Here is a 17,035-nt window from a genome sequence, read left to right on the forward strand (position 1 = left end):
CGCGCCGCCTAAGGTCGGCGGGGTGACCTCCCTCTCCCGCCTTCGCGGCAGATGGTCGCTCCCCGCGCTGGTCGTGCTCGTCGCCCTGGTGGGCGGCATCGTGGTCTGGACGCGCCAGGGAGACGACCCCGTCCCGGTGAGCACCCGGGACGCGGTGATCGACGTGCCGGAAAGTCCGGGAAGCGACCGGACGATCCAGATCGACACCACCCTCTACCTGCCGCCCGTCACCCCCGCGCCCGCGATCCTGCTCCCGCACGGGTTCGGTGGCAGCAAGGCGAGCGTCGCCCCGCAGGCGACCGAACTGGCCCAGCGCGGCTTCGTCGTGCTGGCCTATTCCGCGCGCGGCTTCGGCCGCAGCACCGGGCAGATCGAGCTGAACTCCCTCGACCACGAGGTGAAGGACGCGCAGAAGCTGCTGGACTGGCTGGCCGGGCGCGAGGAGGTGCTGACCGACGGTCCGGGCGACCCGAAGGTCGGCGTCACCGGCGCGTCCTACGGCGGCGCGCTCGCGCTGTCGCTGGCCGGCGTGGACAAGCGCGTCGACACGATCGCGCCGGTGATCACCTTCAACGACCTGACCCAGGCGCTGCTGCCGAACTCCGCGCGCACCGACGGCGTGCAGACCGAAACCCCGTCGCCCGGCGCGTTCGGCGACGACGGCGTGTTCAAGCGCTCGTGGGCGGGCATCTTCTTCTCCGCGGGCCTGTCCGGCGGCGACCAGTCCGGTCCCGCGCAGGAGGCCGCCGAGCCCGGGCAGACCGACGACCAGGCCACCACCGGCCAGACCTCGCCGCAGCAGGCCTCCGGCGACCGGCAGCAGGCGCCGACGACCGGCACGTGCGGCCGGTTCGCGCCCGACGTGTGCGCCGCCTACACCGAGGTCGCGACCACCGGGAAGGCCTCGCCGAAGACGCTGGAGCTGCTGCGCCGCGCCTCGCCGTCGGCGGTCACCGGGTTGATCAAGCAGCCGACGCTGATCGTGCAGGGCGAGCAGGACACCCTGTTCGGCCTCGACCAGTCCGACGCCAACGCCCGGCAGATCGCGGCGAACGGCGCCGAGGTCAAGACCATCTGGTACGCCGGTGGCCACGACGGCGGCTCGCCCGGTCCCGAGCTGCGCGGCGAGATCGCCGACTGGATGGCGTTTCACCTGTCCGGCAAGGGGACCGACCCCGGCACGGGCTTCGAGTACAGCGTGCAGGGCGCGTTCCGCAGCAGCGGCGCGCCGTCGCTGCGCACCGTGGTCGCGCCCGGCTACCCGGGTCTGGCCGGCGGCACGCCGACCGAGCGCACGCCGATCGCGCTGTCCGGCCGCGAGCAGGTGGTGGTGAACCCGGCGGGCGGCAACCCGGCCGCGGTGAGCAACCTGCCGGGCCTCGGCTCGGCCCTGTCCCGGTCCTCGTCGGTGACCGCGCGGCTCTCGCTCGACCTGCCCGGCCAGGCCGCCACGTTCAGCTCCGAGCCGCTCACCGCGCAGGTCCTGCTGACCGGCGCGGCCACGGTGCGGCTGAAGGTGTCCGCGGTGCCCGGCCAGGCGGCGCCCGCCGACGGCGCGGTGCTGTTCGTGAAGCTGTACGACACCGACGCCAGTGGCGTCCGCACGCTGCCCGGCTCGGCCGTGGCGCCGGTGCGGGTGCGGAACCTGCCCGTCGACGGCACGCCGGTCGACGTGACCGTGACGCTGCCCGGCGCGGTGCGGCCGGTGGAGAGCGACCACCGGCTCCAGGTCGTCGTGTCGACCACCGACCAGGCGTTCGCCAACGCCACCGAGCCCGCCGCGTACCGGATCGCGCTGGCCGCGCCGGACCTGTCGGTGCCGGTGGTGGCGGGCGCGAACGCGACCAGCGACGTGCCGACCGGCGCGCTGTGGGGCATCGCGGCCGTGCTGGCGCTGTGCCTGATCACGGCCGTGGTCGCGTGGTTCCGCCGGCGGCTCACCGCCGACCTCGACCCGGAGCTGGAGTCCGTTCCGCTGGTGATCGAGGGGTTGACCAAGTCCTACCCCGGCGGCCTCACCGCGGTGAAGGACCTGTCGTTCCGGGTCGAGCACGGCCAGGTGCTGGGTCTGCTCGGGCCGAACGGCGCGGGCAAGACGACCACGCTGCGGATGCTGATGGGGTTGATCCAGCCGAGCGAGGGCGGCATCCGGGTGTTCGGCCACCGGGTGCACCCCGGCGCGCCGGTGCTGTCCCGGATCGGCTCGTTCGTGGAGGGTTCGGGCTTCCTGCCGCACCTGTCCGGCGCGGCGAACCTGCGGCTGTACTGGGCGGCCACCGGTCGGCCGACCGACCAGGCGCACATCGAGGAGGCGCTCGAGATCGCGGGCCTGGGCAGCGCGGTGCACCGGCGGGTGAAGACCTACAGCCAGGGCATGCGGCAGCGGCTCGCGATCGCCCAGGCCATGCTCGGCCTGCCGGACCTGCTGGTGCTGGACGAGCCGACCAACGGCCTCGACCCGCCCCAGATCCACCAGATGCGCGAGGTGCTGCGCCGGTACGCGGCCGCGGGTCGCACCGTGCTGGTGTCCTCGCACCTGCTCGCCGAGGTCGAGCAGACGTGCAGCCACGTCGTGGTGATGCACAAGGGCTCCCTGGTCGCGGCGGGTCCGGTCGAGGAGATCGCGACCGGTGGCGGCGAGGCCAGCTTCCGGGTCGACCGACCCGACGAGGCGGCCGACGTGCTGCGGTCGCTGTCCGGCGTGCACGAGGTGCACGTGGACGGCGAGCAGGTGCACGCGAGCCTCAACGGCCTTCCGCGCGCGGAGGCGTTGCAGGCCCTGGTGGCGGCGGGTGTGGCGGTGGACCAGGCCGGTCCGCGGCGCAGGCTGGAAGACGCGTTCCTGGAGTTGGTGGGCGAATGACCTCGAATGGTGTGCACACGGACCCGGCCGCGATCGCCGAGCTGACCGACGCGGCCGAGCACGAAGGCGCCTCCGTCGCGCCGGACGGCTCCAAGGTCGGCTACCGGGCCGGCCGCACGCTGCCGATCCGGGTCGAGTTGATCCGGCAGCTGCGCCGCAGGCGGACCCAGCTGGTGCTGGGTTTCCTGGTGCTGCTGCCGTTCATCCTGGTGGTGGCGTTCGAACTCGGGCAGTCCTCGCCGAACCGGCGCTCCGGCGGGTTCGTGGACCTGGCCACGGCCAGCGGCGTGAACTTCGTGATCCTGACGCTGTTCGTCAGCGGGAGCTTCCTGCTGCCGATGATCGTGGCGCTGTTCTTCGGCGACACGATCGCGTCCGAGGCGTCGTGGTCGTCGTTGAAGTACCTGCTGGCCGCGCCGATCCCGCGGCACCGGCTGCTGCGGCAGAAGGCGGTGGCCTCCGGGCTGCTGTCGGTGTTCGGGCTGGTGCTGCTGCCCGCCGTGGCGCTCGCGGTGGGCGTGGTCTGGTACGGCGCGGGCGAGGCGGTGTCGCCGACCGGCGAGGCCGCGTCGTTCGGGGCCGGGGTGTACGGGGTGGCGCTGGCCGTCGTCTACATCTCGATCCAGCTGTTCTGGGTGGCGGGCCTCGCGCTGTTCCTGTCGGTGTCCACGGACGCGCCGTTGGGCGCGGTGGGCGGCGCGGTGCTGGCGTCGATCCTGTCGCAGATCCTGGACCAGATCACCGCGCTGGAGGACCTGCGCAACTACCTGCCGACGCACTACGCGCTCGCGTGGTCGGACCTGCTGTCCTCCGACGTGGACTACTCGCAGATGGCGAAGGGCGTGTTCTCCGCGCTGGCCTACGGCGCGTTCTTCACGCTGCTCGCGGCACGGCGGTTCGCCCGCAAGGACATCACCTCGTAGTCCGCGCCCGTCAGGGCCGCTTGGCCTTCGGCAGCTTGGCCACGACGGCGTCGTAGGAGAGGTCGATCATCTCCACGACGTCGTCGTCGGCCACGTCCGCGCCGAGGTCGACCCGGTTCCACCCGTAGCGCCCGATGTAGGCGCTGACCTCGATCGCGTCGGGGTAGCGCTCCCGCCACGGCAGCGCCGCCTCCGCGTCCACCCCGCACTTGAGCCCGACCGACGGCGACCCGATCCCGATGAACGCGAACGCCTTCCCGCCGACCTTGGCGACGAGCTCACCCTCGCCCCACGGGTAGGTCTCCTCCGCGCCGGGCTTGGCCAGGCAGTACGCGATCACGTCGTCCAGCGTCATGGCGCGGATTATCCGCCGAACCGCTCCGTCACCACGAAAGCCGTGCCGACGAGCGGCTCCCCCACCGGCGTCCTCGCCCACACCGCGAGCTGCTCGGCGTTGCCGGCACCGAGGTCCAGCACCTCCACCACCTCGTCCACCGCCGGCCGGGTCGTGCGGGCGCACCGCAGGAACACCTCGCCGGTCGCGCCCGCCTCCTCGTCGTCGGGGTCGTCCGGCGTCCACCGACCGAGGCCGACGCTCCAGAAGTCCATGCTGGGCCCGTAGCCGTCGTCCTCCTCCGGCACGTCGACCTGGAGGTAGAGGCGGTGCGGGCCTCCCGGGTCGGCGGTGATCATGAAGTCGGTGGCCGACAGCTCCGCGCCGGGGTCCGCGCACCGCCGGCACACCTCGACCAGCCACCGCAGGTCGGCCACGATCTCCTCCCGCTCCGCGTCGGGGACCCCGCGCTCGGCCCGGTCGAGGAGTTCGCGGGCGCCCTCCTCCGCGGCGCCGGGCACCACGAGCGGCGCGCCGAACTCCAGGTGCCGGCCGGCCGGCTCGACCTCGGGCTCCTCGGCCACCGCGTCGCGGAGTCCGCGCGCCTCCGCTTCGAGCTCGGCCTCGATCGCCGCCCGCACGGGTGCGGGCACGGACTCCACCGCGGCGTCGAGGTCGACCAGCGCGTCGTGCAGGCGCAGCTTGACGTACTCGTACCAGACGCCGTGCGCGCCGACGAGCAGCGCGGGTCGGGCGTTCCGGTCGGTGAGCGCGTCCAGGTGGCCGGTCGGGAAGTGGTCGAGCTCGTCGTGCCGGGTGTCGTGCACGCCGAGCGGCACGGTGGCGCAGGCCGAGATCCGGTTCAGCGCGTCCACGATCGGCTCGGCCGCGGCGGCGGTGTCCACGCTGGTGACGGTCGAGGAGACGACACCTTCGCGGTCGCGCCAGGTGGCGAGGATCTGCGTCTTCCCGCGGTTGGGGTGCCGGGAGTACACGGTCATGGCAGCTCCTCCGGCCGACGGCCGCGGCGCGTCGGCGGGTGTCGGGAAGTCCGGGAGGCGGAGCGGTGGCGCGGGCTCGAACCCGCGCTCCGTGCTCCTCGCGAGGTGGGCGGTGGTCCAGGTCCGAGCCCGGACTCCTTGCCCTGCAAGCAATCTACACGGACGGGTGAGCGCACGGGTGAGGCCGGTCCCGTGACGGGACCGGCCTCGGGTGGTGGGAGCGGGAACCTACTTGACGCCGGCGGCGTCCATGCCCCTCAGTTCCTTCTTCAGGTCCTGGATCTCGTCGCGCAGCCGGCCGGCGAGCTCGAACTTCAGCTCGCGGGCCGCGTTCATCATCTGGTCGGTCAGCTGCTGGACCAGGTCGGCCAGCTCGGAGCGGGCCATGCGGCTGGTGTCGCGGTCGACCAGCACGCCCGAGCTGCGGCCGTTCGCGCCCGGGTCGCCGGTCGGCTTCTTGCCGCGGGAGGCGTTGCGGCCCGAGCCGCCGGGCTCGATCGCGTCCTCGGCCTCGGCGTAGACCTGCTCCAGGATGTCGGTGATCTTCTTGCGCAGCGGCTGCGGGTCGAGACCGCGCTCGGTGTTGTACGCGATCTGCTTCTCGCGCCGCCGGTTCGTCTCTTCGATCGCGTGCCGCATCGAGTCGGTGATCCGGTCCGCGTACATGTGGACCTGACCCGACACGTTGCGCGCCGCGCGGCCGATCGTCTGGATGAGGCTCGTCCCCGACCGCAGGAAGCCCTCCTTGTCCGCGTCCAGGATCGACACCAGCGACACCTCGGGCAGGTCGAGACCCTCGCGCAGCAGGTTGATGCCGATCAGCACGTCGAACTCGCCCAGCCGCAGCTGCCGCAGCAGCTCGACCCGGCGCAACGTGTCGACCTCGGAGTGCAGGTACCGGACCCGGATGCCCAGCTCCAACAGGTAGTCCGTCAGGTCCTCGGACATCTTCTTGGTCAACGTGGTGACCAGCACCCGCTCGTCCCGCTCGGCCCGCGCCCGGATCTCGTGCACCAGGTCGTCGATCTGGCCCTCGGTCGGCTTCACGACCACCTCGGGGTCGATCAGCCCGGTCGGCCGGATGACCTGCTCCACGAACTCGCCGCCCGCCTGACCCATCTCGTACGGGCCCGGCGTCGCGGACAGGTACATCGTCTGGCCGATCCGGTCCGCGAACTCCTCCCAGGTCAGCGGCCGGTTGTCCAGCGCGGACGGCAGCCGGAAGCCGTGCTCGACCAGGTTGCGCTTGCGCGACGCGTCGCCCTCGTACATGCCGCCGATCTGCGGCACCGTCACGTGCGACTCGTCGATGACCAGGAGGAAGTCGTCCGGGAAGTAGTCGATCAACGTCGCGGGCGCGGTGCCGGCGGCCCGGTCGTCAATGTGCCGCGAGTAGTTCTCGATGCCCGAGCAGAACCCGACCTGGCGCATCATCTCGATGTCGTACGAGGTGCGCATGCGCAACCGCTGGGCCTCCAGCAGCTTGCCCTGCCGCTCCATCTTCGCGAGCGACTCGGCCAGCTCCGCCTCGATGCCGCGAATCGCCTTCTCCATCCGCTCCGGACCCGCCACGTAGTGCGTCGCCGGGAAGATGCGCAGCTCCTCGACCTCCTTCACCACGTCGCCGGTCAACGGGTGCAGGTAGTACAGCTTGTCGATCTCGTCGCCGAAGAACTCGACCCGGATCGCCAGCTCCTCGTACGCCGGGATGACCTCGACCGTGTCACCCCGGACCCGGAACGTGCCCCGGTTGAAGGCGATGTCGTTGCGCGAGTACTGCACGTCGACCAGCGCCCGCAGCAGCAGGTCGCGCTCGATCTCGCCGCCGACCTTCAGCTCGATCGACCGGTCGAGGTAGGACTGCGGCGTGCCGAGGCCGTAGATGCACGACACCGACGCCACCACGATCACGTCGCGCCTGGTCAGCAGGCTCATCGTGGCCGAGTGCCGCAACCGCTCGACGTCCTCGTTGATCGAGGAGTCCTTCTCGATGTAGGTGTCCGTCTGCGGGATGTACGCCTCGGGCTGGTAGTAGTCGTAGTAGCTGACGAAGTACTCCACCGCGTTGTCGGGGAAGAACTCCTTCAGCTCGTTCGCCAGCTGCGCGGCCAGCGTCTTGTTCGGCGCCATCACCAACGTCGGCCGCTGGACCTTCTCCACCAGCCACGCCGTCGTCGCCGACTTGCCGGTGCCGGTGGCGCCCAGCAGCACCACGTCCTTCTCCCCACCGCGGATGCGGCGCTCCAGCTCCGCGATGGCGGCGGGCTGGTCGCCCGCGGGCTGGTAGTCGCTGACCACGCGGAACTTCCCGTCGGTGCGCGGGATGTCGCCGACGGGCCGGTGCGCCGAGTGCGCCTTGACCGGGATCTCGGTTGGGAAAGCCACGGGTACGACGGTACGCCCCGGGTACGACAATTTCCGGTTCGCGCAGGTCAGCAGGCCGCGCCGACCGGCAGATCGGGCCGGCCAGGCGGTCGGGCCGGCCAGGCGGTCCGGACCAGGCGGTCGGACCGCCGGGTCGGGCGGCCAGGCGGTCCGGCCGGCAGGTCGGCCAGGCCGGCGAGCCGGGCCGGCCAGGCGGTCGGGCTCGGCAGTCGGGCCGGACCAGGCGGTCCGACCGCCGGGTCGGGGACCGGGCGGTCCGACCAGCAGGTTGGCCTGGCCGGCAGGTTGGCCGGGCCGGGAAGTTCGGGCCGGCGAACCGGCCGGCCAGGCGGTCGGGCTTGGCAGTCGGGCTGCACCAGGCGGTCCGACCGGCGGGTTGGCCGGGCCGGAGAGTCGGGCCGGTGAGCCGAGCCGGCCAGGCGGTCGGGCTTGGCGGTCGGACTGCACCAGGTGGTCCGACCGCCGGATCCCGGGGCCAAGCGGTCCGACCGGCAGGTCGGGCCGGTCAGGTCGGGGCGGTCAGGTCGGGGCGGTCAGGTCGGGGCGGTCGGTCACGCTGGCTCGAGCCGGTCGGTCAGGCGCGGTCGGTCGGGCCGGGAGGCCGGGTCAGCAGTTGCAGTCGCAGCACCCGCAGTCGCAGTCGCAACAGCCGCCACCACCGCCACCGCCGCCGCCGTGGTTCCCGCCGCAGTCGCACCCGCCGCTGCCGCAGTCGCAGTTGCACCACGCCTCGCGCCGCTTGCCCGAGAACGGCCCGGGGTAGGGGTCGCGGCAGCAGTACTGGCACGTGCCGCATTGGTAGAGCACCGCCAGGCAGCCCAGCAGCGCGCCGCGCTCGACGGGAGGGTGGACGTTGCGCGGCCAGCACCACAACCCGCTGCCCGGCTTGGGCTCCTTGGGCACCCGGCCGCGCCGCTTGCCGGGCGGCGGGGGTGGCGGCGGGGTCGAGCCGGGCGCGCCGGGCGGCGGCGTCGGTCCGGGCGGTGGCACGGAGTCGTAGGCGTACGGGTTGTACCCGGGCGGGTAGGCGCTCGCCGGCGGCCGGCCGTGCGGCACGTCGCCGCCGGGCGGGTAGGTCGCGCTCGGCAGGCCGAGGTCGTGCGTCCGCGACGGGCCGTCGCCCGATACCCGGGGCACCGGCCGGGGGTCGGTGAACGGGTCGTCGCCGTGGTCGTGGTGGTGGTGCCGGTGGGGGTCGCCGAACGCGCGGCGGATCGACTCCTCCAGCTCGTGGACCAGCAACGCGTGCACGAGTGTCCGGTCGGTGAACACGACCTCGTCCAGCGCCAGCTTCACGCCCAGCGCGGCGTCGTCGCACAGCCGCCGGGCCTCCTCCAGCGTGGTGCCGGTCGCGGTCAGCGGGTTCCAGGCGCCCGACCCGCGGTCCGCCTCCAGGTCCTCCACCGCGTCCAGCAGGTGCGCCAGCCGCCCGAACAGCCGCCCGACCTCGCGCAGCGGCGCCGCGTTCGCCGGTCGGCCGGTGAGCAGCGCGGTCGCCGCCACCGCCTCGCCCGCCGCGGTCTCGGTCGGCTCGGTGACCAGCAGCACCGAGCTGCCGAGCCCGGCCGCCGCCTCCACCTCCGACTGCCGTTCCACGGCCGCCACCAGCACCGACGTGTCGAACCCGAGGTCGGCGCCGGTGTCCGCGGCCTGCCGGGCCCAGCGCCGGGCGACCTGCCGGCCGATACCCCGCACGGGTGCCTTGCCGAACGCGCCGTCACCGTCCGCGACGTGGTCGCCGACCTTGGCCGAGGCGAGCACCAGCGACACGGACGCGGCCAGTCGAGCGCCCGCGCCCACCGCGACGTCCGCGCCGCGCATGCCGCGCAGCGCGCACGGCCCGGCGGTGCGGCGCGACCGCTCGGACTGGGCCTCGACCAGCGCGGAGATCACCAGGCCGTCGTAGTTGGTGACGACCCGGGCCAGCTGGCCGTGGTCGTCGCGCAGCGCGAGGCACAGCCCGCACAGGTGGGCCAGCCACGACTCCCGCAACTGCGGTCCCAGCCGGTTGCGGCAGGGCCGGATGATGCCGAACATGGCCGGAAGAGTAGGCGATCATCCTGCTTTCGGGTGACTGATTCGGGTGTTCGACTGCTCCGCGTGCCTAAGGTGCGCTTCGTGACCCCGGACGCGGCAGGGACGACGACCATGCACATCCACCCGCCGAAGATCGAGTACTTCGACGTGGACGCCAAGAGCAACACCGACCCCAAGGGCCACCTGCGCGGGGTGGAGGAGTTCCGGGTCACCCGGTCCGGCCTCTACATGTCCCGCCCGGTGCCGGGTCACCCCCAGTTGGCGCACTTCGAGTCGTGGTTGCTGCCCACGCACGGACTACGCGTCACCCGACAGTCGTGGCACCCCGGCTGCGAGCGTGACTACGACCTCTACCTGGACGTGGTGGAGATCAGCTCCAGCGGCTCGGTGTGGAAAACCGTCGACCTCTACCTGGACCTGATCGTGCGCACCGGCCACAGCGTCACCGTGCTGGACACCGACGAACTGCTGACCGCGCTCGGCGCCGGCCTGATCCGGGCCGACCGCGCGCAGTGGGCGTTCGAGACGACGTACCGCGCGGTGGCCGGGATCGCCGCGCACGGCCACGACGCGGTGCGCTGGTTGGCGGCTCAGGGCACGGCCACGACCTGGCGTCGACGTTGATACGAAAACTCACTCTCGCAGGTCAACCGCCGATCGTGTCCGTCACCTGATAGAGACCTCGTGCTCAACAGACCGTGATGTAACGAAATGAACCGGCTGATTACCGCACGCACATCTGCGGCTACCCTCGGGTCGCGTGGGAGCGGTCATCACACCTCAGCTGGTCGACGTGGTCGACACCGTCAGCGCGGTCCGCAGCTACTCGGCGGGCACTTCGAGGGCGTTGTCGACGTGCCGTGCGGAGCACTGGGGCCTGCGGCTGGAGTGCCCCACCCCGGAGGACCCGTTCTCCGACTCCGAGATCACCTGGCTGATGCCCGAACTCGGCCTGCGCCTGTCCCACCTGCGCCCCCGCTCCCGGCACGCCCGGGGCGGCCCGCCCGTGCTGACCGCGGTGCGCGTGGAGCGCGACGGCCGGTCCTGGCGCACCACGGACCTGCTGCTCGGCTTGGCCGTGCCGGGCGGGACGACGGCGCGGATCGTGCGCTCGGAGGAGTTCGCGGCGGCGGTCGCGGGCCGGGTGCTCGGTCCCGGCGACGCCGACCTGGCCCTGCGCACCGTCCACCGCACGCTCGAAGAGGTCAGCCTGCACCGCCACGAACTCGACGTCTGGCTCCGCCACCGCGGCATCTTCGACCAGTGGCCCTACGCCTGAGCACCCCGGCGGACCGGCCACCTCGACGGTCCGCCCGGCCGAGCCGTCAGAACGCCCGGCCGAAGAACGCCTCGATCCGCCGGGTCGCCGCGTGCATCCACGGGTCCTTGGACTCGGAGTAGGCCACCGCGCCGGCGTCGCCCACGTGCCTGGCCGCGACCTCGACCTTGAGCGCGGCGTACTCGTCCCGCGCCTGCGCGTCGGCCCGCAGCCAGTCCCGGAACCGGATCGACCAGCGCCACCCCGGCCCGTCCTGCACCCGCACGTGCAGGTTGACCCGGCGCTTCGGGTCCGCGCCCACGTGCAGCCGCTTGAGCCAGTCGGACTGGTCCCCGCCGTCGCGCGGCTCGTCCTGCGCCGGGCCGGGCGCGTACTCGGGGAACCCGGCCTGCGCCAACGCCTCGACCAGGTTCGCGGCTTCGTCGAGCGACGCCACGCCCAGCTGGAAGTCGAGCACGTCCTTCGCCGCCAACCCCGGCACCGACGTCGACCCGATGTGCTCGACCGTCCGACCACCGGCGGCCAGCGCGATCCGCGCCCCGATCCGCGCGGCCTGCGCCGGCCACGTGTCGTCGTACGGCACGACCTTCGGCGGCACGGGCGTGTAGCGGCGCAGCCGGACGTTCGCCTCGTAGGGCACCAACCGGTCCGCCCACAGCTCGTCCACCGCCGCGAGCACCAGGTCGGGCGTGCCCGTGTTGTCCAACCACACGTCCGCGACCGCGCGGCGCGCCTCGTCGTCGGCCTGCGCCGCGATCCGGTTGCGCGCGTCCTGCTCGGTCAACCCGCGCCCGACCAGCCGGGTCACCCGCTCCTCGACGTCGGCGTGCGCGATCAGCACCAGGTGGTAGGCGGGCGCGTAGCCGTTCTCCACCAGCAGCGGCACGTCGTGCACCACGACCGCGTCGTCCGGCGCGGCCGCGATCAACTCCCCGGTCCGCGCGCCGACCCTCGGGTGCACGATCGCGTTCAACCTCGCGCGTGCGTCCGCGTCGCTGAACACGGTCGCGGCCAGCGCGGGCCGGTTCAGCGCGCCGTGCTCGTCCAGCACCCCGTCGCCGAAGGCCGCGACGATCTCCCGCAGCCCCTCGGTGCCGGGTTCGACCACCTCGCGGGCCAGCTTGTCGGCGTCGATCACCACCGCGCCGTGCTCGGCGAGCCTGCCCGCCACCGTCGACTTCCCCGACCCGATGCCCCCGGAGAGGCCTACGCGCAACATGGCGCCCAGTCTGCCCGTGATCATGGACGGGTCGCACGCCGATTCCGGGTCAGGCGTCCTCGACCGGGGTCATGGACTGCTGCGCCAACCCGGCCATCACCGCGCCGACCTGGTCGTCGGGCAGCGTGCCCGCCTTCATCCGCACCACGAACGTCGTCTTGCCCAGCGACCCGATCAGCAACCGCTCGGCGCTCGTGCCCACCACGGACGCCTTGACCTTGCCGACGTCGACCTCTGCGACGGATCCGCCCTCGCGCCGCTCGGCGTCCACGCTCTCGGTGACGCGGCCCTTCGCGGTGGCCTCGTCGGTGTAGGTGGACAGGCCGATCACCAGCGGCGAGGCGGTCAGCGGCTGGCGGTCGCCGAGGCCGTAGTAGCAGTCGATCTTGCCGGTGCGCCCGAGCGACGGCTCCTTGATCCCGATGATGCCGCGGGTGGCACCGCCGAGTTGACGACCGAGCTTCTGGTCGACCACCTCGACGGGCACGATCGACTCGCAGTCCTGGGGCAGTTCGCGGTCGACCATCACGGGCGTCTTCACCACCGTGGTGGGCGCGAGGATGGTCGGGATCTGCGGCGCCTTCGCGGGCGCGTCGGTCCGGGTGGAGCACGCGGAGCAGAGCACCACCAGCAACAAGGGCCACACCGTTCGCACACCCATAGGGGTCAGAAGATAGCGCACGACAACGTTTCCCCGCCCTCCGCGAGTCCACCGGTCGGCCCTCTCCGGTGGTCCGTTCGCCACCCCCGGGAAACACCCCGCGCACAGGCCGACGGCCCCGCACCGTGAAGGGTGCGGGGCCGTCGGAGGTGGAGCCAAGCGATCAGGCGCCGCCCGACAGCTTCTCGCGGAGCGCGGCCAGCTGCTCGTCGCTGGCCAGCGTGCCACCGGCCTGCGCCGGAGCGCCGCCCGTGGAGGACGCCGCCGCCGGGGCGTCGCCGCCCGACGAGTAGTTGGTCTCGCCGGCAGCCTCTTCCTCGGCCGCGGCGGCCTTGGCGACCTGCTTCATGTGGGCCTCGTAGCGCGTGTGGGCCTCGGCGTACTGCCGCTCCCACTCCTCGCGCTGCTTGTCGAAGCCTTCCTGCCACTCCTGGGTCTCCGGGTCGAAGCCCTCGGGGTAGATGTAGTTCCCCTGGTCGTCGTACTCGGCGGCCATGCCGTACTGGGTCGGGTCGAACTCGGAGTCGACCGTGAAGCCCTCGTTGGCCTGCTTGAGCGACAGCGAGATCCGGCGGCGGTCCAGGTCGATGTCGATGACCTTGACCATGACGTCGTCGCCGACCTGCACGACCTGCTCCGGGATCTCGACGTGGCGCTCGGCCAGCTCGGAGATGTGGACCAGGCCCTCGATGCCCTCGTCCACCCGGACGAACGCGCCGAACGGAACCAGCTTGGTGACCTTGCCCGGCACGATCTGACCGATCGCGTGGGTGCGGGCGAACTGGCGCCACGGGTCTTCCTGCGTCGCCTTGAGCGACAGCGACACGCGCTCGCGCTCCATGTCGACGTCGAGGACCTCGACGGTCACTTCCTGGCCGACCTCGACAACCTCGGACGGGTGGTCGATGTGCTTCCAGGACAGCTCGGAGACGTGCACGAGGCCGTCCACGCCACCCAGGTCCACGAAGGCACCGAAGTTGACGATGGAGGACACGACGCCCTTGCGGACCTGGCCCTTCTGAAGCTGGTTGAGGAACTCGCTGCGGACCTCGGACTGCGTCTGCTCCAGCCACGCGCGGCGGGACAGGACCACGTTGTTGCGGTTCTTGTCCAGCTCGATGATCTTCGCTTCGAGCTCGCGGCCCACGTAGGGCTGGAGGTCGCGGACGCGACGCATCTCCACCAGCGAGGCGGGGAGGAAGCCGCGGAGGCCGATGTCCAGGATGAGACCACCCTTGACCACCTCGATGACGGTGCCCTTGACGGGCTCGTCCTTCTCCTTGAGGGCCTCGATGGTGCCCCAGGCGCGCTCGTACTGGGCGCGCTTCTTGGAGAGGATCAGCCGGCCTTCCTTGTCCTCCTTCTGGAGGACCAGGGCCTCGACCTCGTCACCGACCTTGACGACCTCGTTCGGGTCGACGTCGTGCTTGATCGACAACTCGCGCGAGGGGATGACGCCCTCGGTCTTGTAGCCGATGTCGAGCAGGACCTCGTCCCGGTCGACCTTGACGATGGTGCCTTCGACGATATCGCCATCGTTGAAGTACTTGATCGTCTTGTCGATGGCGGCGAGGAAGTCCTCCTCCGTCCCGATATCGTTGATAGCGACCTGCTTCGGCGCGGAAACAGCCGGGACAGTGGTGGTGTCGGTGGACATCAGGTAGGTGGCTCCGGTACGGATTGGGGTTGTCTGGCCTGCGAGGTTGCGCGCTGCGCGGAGGGCGAGCCGCGCCCAGACGACCGACGTCCGAAGTGTTCACCGATCATGGACAGCGCGAACCCACTACGCACGCGATATCGTACGTGGTCCCCCGACGACCGGGCAAACCGGTCCCCTGGAATGGAGCAGTGTGTCCGACCAGCACGCGAGCGCGGAACTGACCCTCGGCACGACCGGCATCGCGAAACGGGCCTCGGACGCCGCCGAGTCGAGGGTGGCCAACCGGCTCTGGTGGGACGCCGACGCGGACGACTACCACGCCGAGCACGGCGACTTCCTCGGCGCGCTGGACTTCGTGTGGTGCCCGGAGGGCGTCCGCGAGGAGGACGCCCGGCTGCTCGGCGACGTCGCCGGCCTGGACGTGCTCGAGGTCGGCTGCGGCTCGGCGCCCTGCGCGCGGTGGCTGCACGGGCAAGGTGCGCGGCCGGTCGGCCTGGACCTCTCGGCGGGCATGCTCCGGCACGGCCGCGAGGCCAACGCCGCGACCGGCGTCGACGTGCCGCTGGTCCAGGGCAGCGCGGACGAGCTGCCGTTCGCGGCGGGCAGCTTCGACGCGGCGTGCTCGGCGTTCGGCGCGGTGCCGTTCGTGTCCGACGTCGGCGCGGTGTTCCGCGAGGTGGCCCGGGTGCTGCGGCCGGGCGCGCCGTGGGTGTTCGCGGTGAATCACCCGATGAGGTGGATTTTCCCCGACGATCCGGGGCCCGCAGGCCTCACCGTCACCCATCCTTATTTCGACCGCACCCCGTACGTGGAGGTGGACGACACCGGTCGGGCGACCTACGTGGAGCACCACCGGACGCTCGGCGACTACGTCCGAGCGCTGGTCGGAGCGGGTCTGACGGTCGAGGACGTGGTCGAGCCGGAGTGGCCCGCCGGGCACACCAGGACCTGGGGCCAGTGGTCCCCGCTGCGCGGTCGGCTATTCCCGGGCACCGCGATTTTCCGCGCGCGCAAGCCGTAATCTCCGCTCCCATGACCGTCAGTCGGGGGCTGGTGGAGGCGCAGAGCACGAGGTTCGCGGGGCTCGACCCGTTGCTGCCGGCGGTGCCGGAACCGCCGGAGGGCGAGGTGCTCACCGCGGCGCTGCCGGACGGCACGAGGGTCGCCGGCGTGCTCGCCCACCAGGTGCACGAGCGCCGGTCGGCGGCCAGGTTGTGGTCGGCGACCGAGGTGTGGGAGCTGACGCCGCTGCTGGGCGGCGCGGGCGCGGCGGGCATGGACGCGCTGCTGCGCGCGTGGCGGCGGCGGATGGACGCGGCGAACCCGGCGGCGCACGACTCGGCGTGCGTGCTGACCTGGCCGAGCCGCGACGTCGAGGCGACCGGCGTGCTGATGGATCACGGCCTGGTGCCGCTGACCGTGTTCGCGGTGCGCCGCGGGGCCTCGCCGCCGCACCCGGGCACCGTGCAGATCCGCCGCGCCAAGCCGTCGGACCTGGACACCGTGCTCGCGCTCGCGCTGACCGAGCTGCGCTACTCGGCGCTGGTCGGTGCCACGGTGAACCGGCCGGAGGCGGTCGAGCTCAAGCGCCGGACGCTGGCCGAGCGGCTGGCGTCGGGCGGCCCGGCGTGGCTCGCGGAACGGGACGGCGTCGCGGTCGGGCTGGCCGAGTGCGCGCTGGTCACCGCGGAGCCGGGCAACTGGGCGGGTCACCGGCTGCCCGCCGGCCGCTGGGGGTACGTGAACTGCGTGTCGGTGTTGCCCGGCGCGCGCGGCGCGGGCGTCGGGCGGCAGCTGATGGCGCACGCGCACCGCGAGCTGTCCCGGCTCGGCACGGTCGGCACCTACCTCTACTACAACCCGCCCAACCCGCTGTCCTCGGTGTTCTGGCCCCGACAGGGCTATCGTCCACTGTGGACGGTGTGGGAGGTGCGCCCGGCGGGCGCGTTGCGCTAGGTCACAGCGACCCCGAGTTGCGTGCGGCACGCATCCGCGCGACTATTTGAACTGACCGGTCAGTTCAAAGGAGGTCGCGGTGGACATCGAGGCACGGCGCGTCGGCGTCACCGGGCCGCACGGCCCGCTGTTGGAGCCGACCAGCCTGCGCGTTCCGGCGGGCGCGGCGGTGCTGGTCGCCGGCGATCCCGGAACGGGGCACACGGCGCTGGCCCTGGTGCTGTCCGGCCGGCTCGCGCCGAGCACCGGCGAGGTCTCCCCCGCGGCCGCCGAGCTGCGCAAGCGCGTCGTGCCGGTGGACCTGCCGGACGTGAACGAACCCGAGGCGTCGCTGCCGCTCGCGGGCGTGGTCGGCGAGGAGCTGGCCATGAACCGGCGGCGCAGCGGGCGCAAGGCGGTCGCGGACTGGCTGGTCGAGCGCGGCGCCCACCAGCACCTGAGGTCGCGGTTCGACCAGGTGCCGGCGCAGCTGCGGTGCGAGCTGATGCTGGAGCTGGCCGCCGGCCGACCGGGCGCGGAGGTGCTCGTCCTCGACTCGCCCGACCGCTACCACGGTGACCCGACCGGGTGGTGGGCCGCGGCGCGCGGGCACGTCACCGACACCCGCTCCGTGGGGGGGGGGGGGGCGCCCCCCGACCCCCCCCCCCCGGGGGGGGGCGCGGCCCCGGCCGGCCGGGGCGAACAACGCCCCCCACCCCCCCCCCGGGGCCCCGGCCG

The 17,035-nt window shown here is 72.7% G+C and carries 14 protein-coding genes; 7 read left to right on the plus strand and 7 right to left on the minus strand.

Annotated features, from left to right (window positions below; genetic code table 11):
• The first annotated feature begins 22 nt into the window (after nt 1–22).
• Both AB0G50_RS22030 and AB0G50_RS22035 read left to right on the plus strand, forming a co-directional pair.
• Entirely contained in the window at nt 23–2,863 is a 2,841-nt protein-coding gene (locus AB0G50_RS22030; RefSeq protein ID WP_360111601.1) for an alpha/beta fold hydrolase, read from the plus strand.
• Nucleotides 2,860–3,786 carry an ABC transporter permease subunit gene (locus AB0G50_RS22035; RefSeq protein WP_360111603.1) on the plus strand — a complete coding sequence of 309 codons (927 nt, stop codon included), beginning with the start codon at nt 2,860–2,862 and terminating at the stop codon, nt 3,784–3,786. Before AB0G50_RS22030 ends, AB0G50_RS22035 begins: the two co-directional genes overlap by 4 nt.
• A 10-nt stretch (nt 3,787–3,796) precedes the next feature.
• Here the strand turns inward: AB0G50_RS22035 and AB0G50_RS22040 are convergent, their stop codons facing one another.
• The 4 genes from AB0G50_RS22040 to AB0G50_RS22055 form a co-directional block, all read right to left on the minus strand.
• The gene (locus AB0G50_RS22040; RefSeq protein WP_360111605.1) at nt 3,797–4,141 is read right to left on the minus strand and encodes an MmcQ/YjbR family DNA-binding protein; all 345 of its coding nucleotides are present in this window, start codon (nt 4,139–4,141) and stop codon (nt 3,797–3,799) included.
• Between the two features lie 8 nt (nt 4,142–4,149).
• Nucleotides 4,150–5,121 carry a hypothetical protein gene (locus tag AB0G50_RS22045; RefSeq protein ID WP_360111607.1) on the minus strand — a complete coding sequence of 324 codons (972 nt, stop codon included), beginning with the start codon at nt 5,119–5,121 and terminating at the stop codon, nt 4,150–4,152.
• A 228-nt stretch (nt 5,122–5,349) separates the two neighbouring features.
• Nucleotides 5,350–7,506, minus strand: a complete 2,157-nt coding sequence (gene uvrB, locus AB0G50_RS22050; RefSeq protein ID WP_360111609.1) for an excinuclease ABC subunit UvrB — start codon at nt 7,504–7,506, stop codon at nt 5,350–5,352.
• Nucleotides 7,507–8,112: 606 nt separating this feature from the next.
• The gene (locus AB0G50_RS22055) at nt 8,113–9,543 is read right to left on the minus strand and encodes a DUF5685 family protein (protein ID WP_360111611.1); all 1,431 of its coding nucleotides are present in this window, start codon (nt 9,541–9,543) and stop codon (nt 8,113–8,115) included.
• Nucleotides 9,544–9,654: 111 nt separating this feature from the next.
• Here AB0G50_RS22055 and AB0G50_RS22060 point away from each other — a divergent pair, with 111 nt between their 5' ends.
• Both AB0G50_RS22060 and AB0G50_RS22065 read left to right on the plus strand, forming a co-directional pair.
• The gene (locus tag AB0G50_RS22060) at nt 9,655–10,167 is read left to right on the plus strand and encodes a DUF402 domain-containing protein (protein WP_360111629.1); all 513 of its coding nucleotides are present in this window, start codon (nt 9,655–9,657) and stop codon (nt 10,165–10,167) included.
• Between the two features lie 136 nt (nt 10,168–10,303).
• Nucleotides 10,304–10,822 (plus strand): hypothetical protein, encoded by a 519-nt coding sequence (locus AB0G50_RS22065; protein ID WP_360111613.1) that lies wholly within the window; start codon nt 10,304–10,306, stop codon nt 10,820–10,822.
• Between the two features lie 46 nt (nt 10,823–10,868).
• Here AB0G50_RS22065 and coaE read toward each other — a convergent pair whose 3' ends face one another.
• The 3 genes from coaE to rpsA form a co-directional block, all read right to left on the minus strand.
• Complete coding sequence (coaE, locus tag AB0G50_RS22070; RefSeq protein WP_360111615.1) at nt 10,869–12,041, minus strand: dephospho-CoA kinase; 1,173 nt, start codon at nt 12,039–12,041, stop codon at nt 10,869–10,871.
• Between the two features lie 49 nt (nt 12,042–12,090).
• Entirely contained in the window at nt 12,091–12,702 is a 612-nt protein-coding gene (locus AB0G50_RS22075) for a hypothetical protein (protein WP_360111617.1), read from the minus strand.
• Between the two features lie 163 nt (nt 12,703–12,865).
• Entirely contained in the window at nt 12,866–14,359 is a 1,494-nt protein-coding gene (rpsA, locus tag AB0G50_RS22080) for a 30S ribosomal protein S1 (protein ID WP_360111619.1), read from the minus strand.
• Between the two features lie 193 nt (nt 14,360–14,552).
• Here rpsA and AB0G50_RS22085 point away from each other — a divergent pair, with 193 nt between their 5' ends.
• The 3 genes from AB0G50_RS22085 to AB0G50_RS22095 form a co-directional block, all read left to right on the plus strand.
• Nucleotides 14,553–15,383: a class I SAM-dependent methyltransferase gene (locus AB0G50_RS22085; protein ID WP_360111621.1), complete on the plus strand. Its 831-nt coding sequence runs from the start codon at nt 14,553–14,555 to the stop codon at nt 15,381–15,383.
• An 11-nt stretch (nt 15,384–15,394) separates the two neighbouring features.
• Nucleotides 15,395–16,318, plus strand: a complete 924-nt coding sequence (locus tag AB0G50_RS22090; RefSeq protein ID WP_360111623.1) for a GNAT family N-acetyltransferase — start codon at nt 15,395–15,397, stop codon at nt 16,316–16,318.
• Nucleotides 16,319–16,397: 79 nt separating this feature from the next.
• Nucleotides 16,398–17,035: hypothetical protein (locus AB0G50_RS22095; RefSeq protein WP_360111625.1), on the plus strand; the 638-nt coding region annotated here is incomplete at its 3' end.

Origin of the sequence: Actinosynnema sp. NPDC020468 (assembly GCF_040642015.1) — a bacterium.
Lineage (GTDB): Bacteria > Actinomycetota > Actinomycetes > Mycobacteriales > Pseudonocardiaceae > Actinosynnema.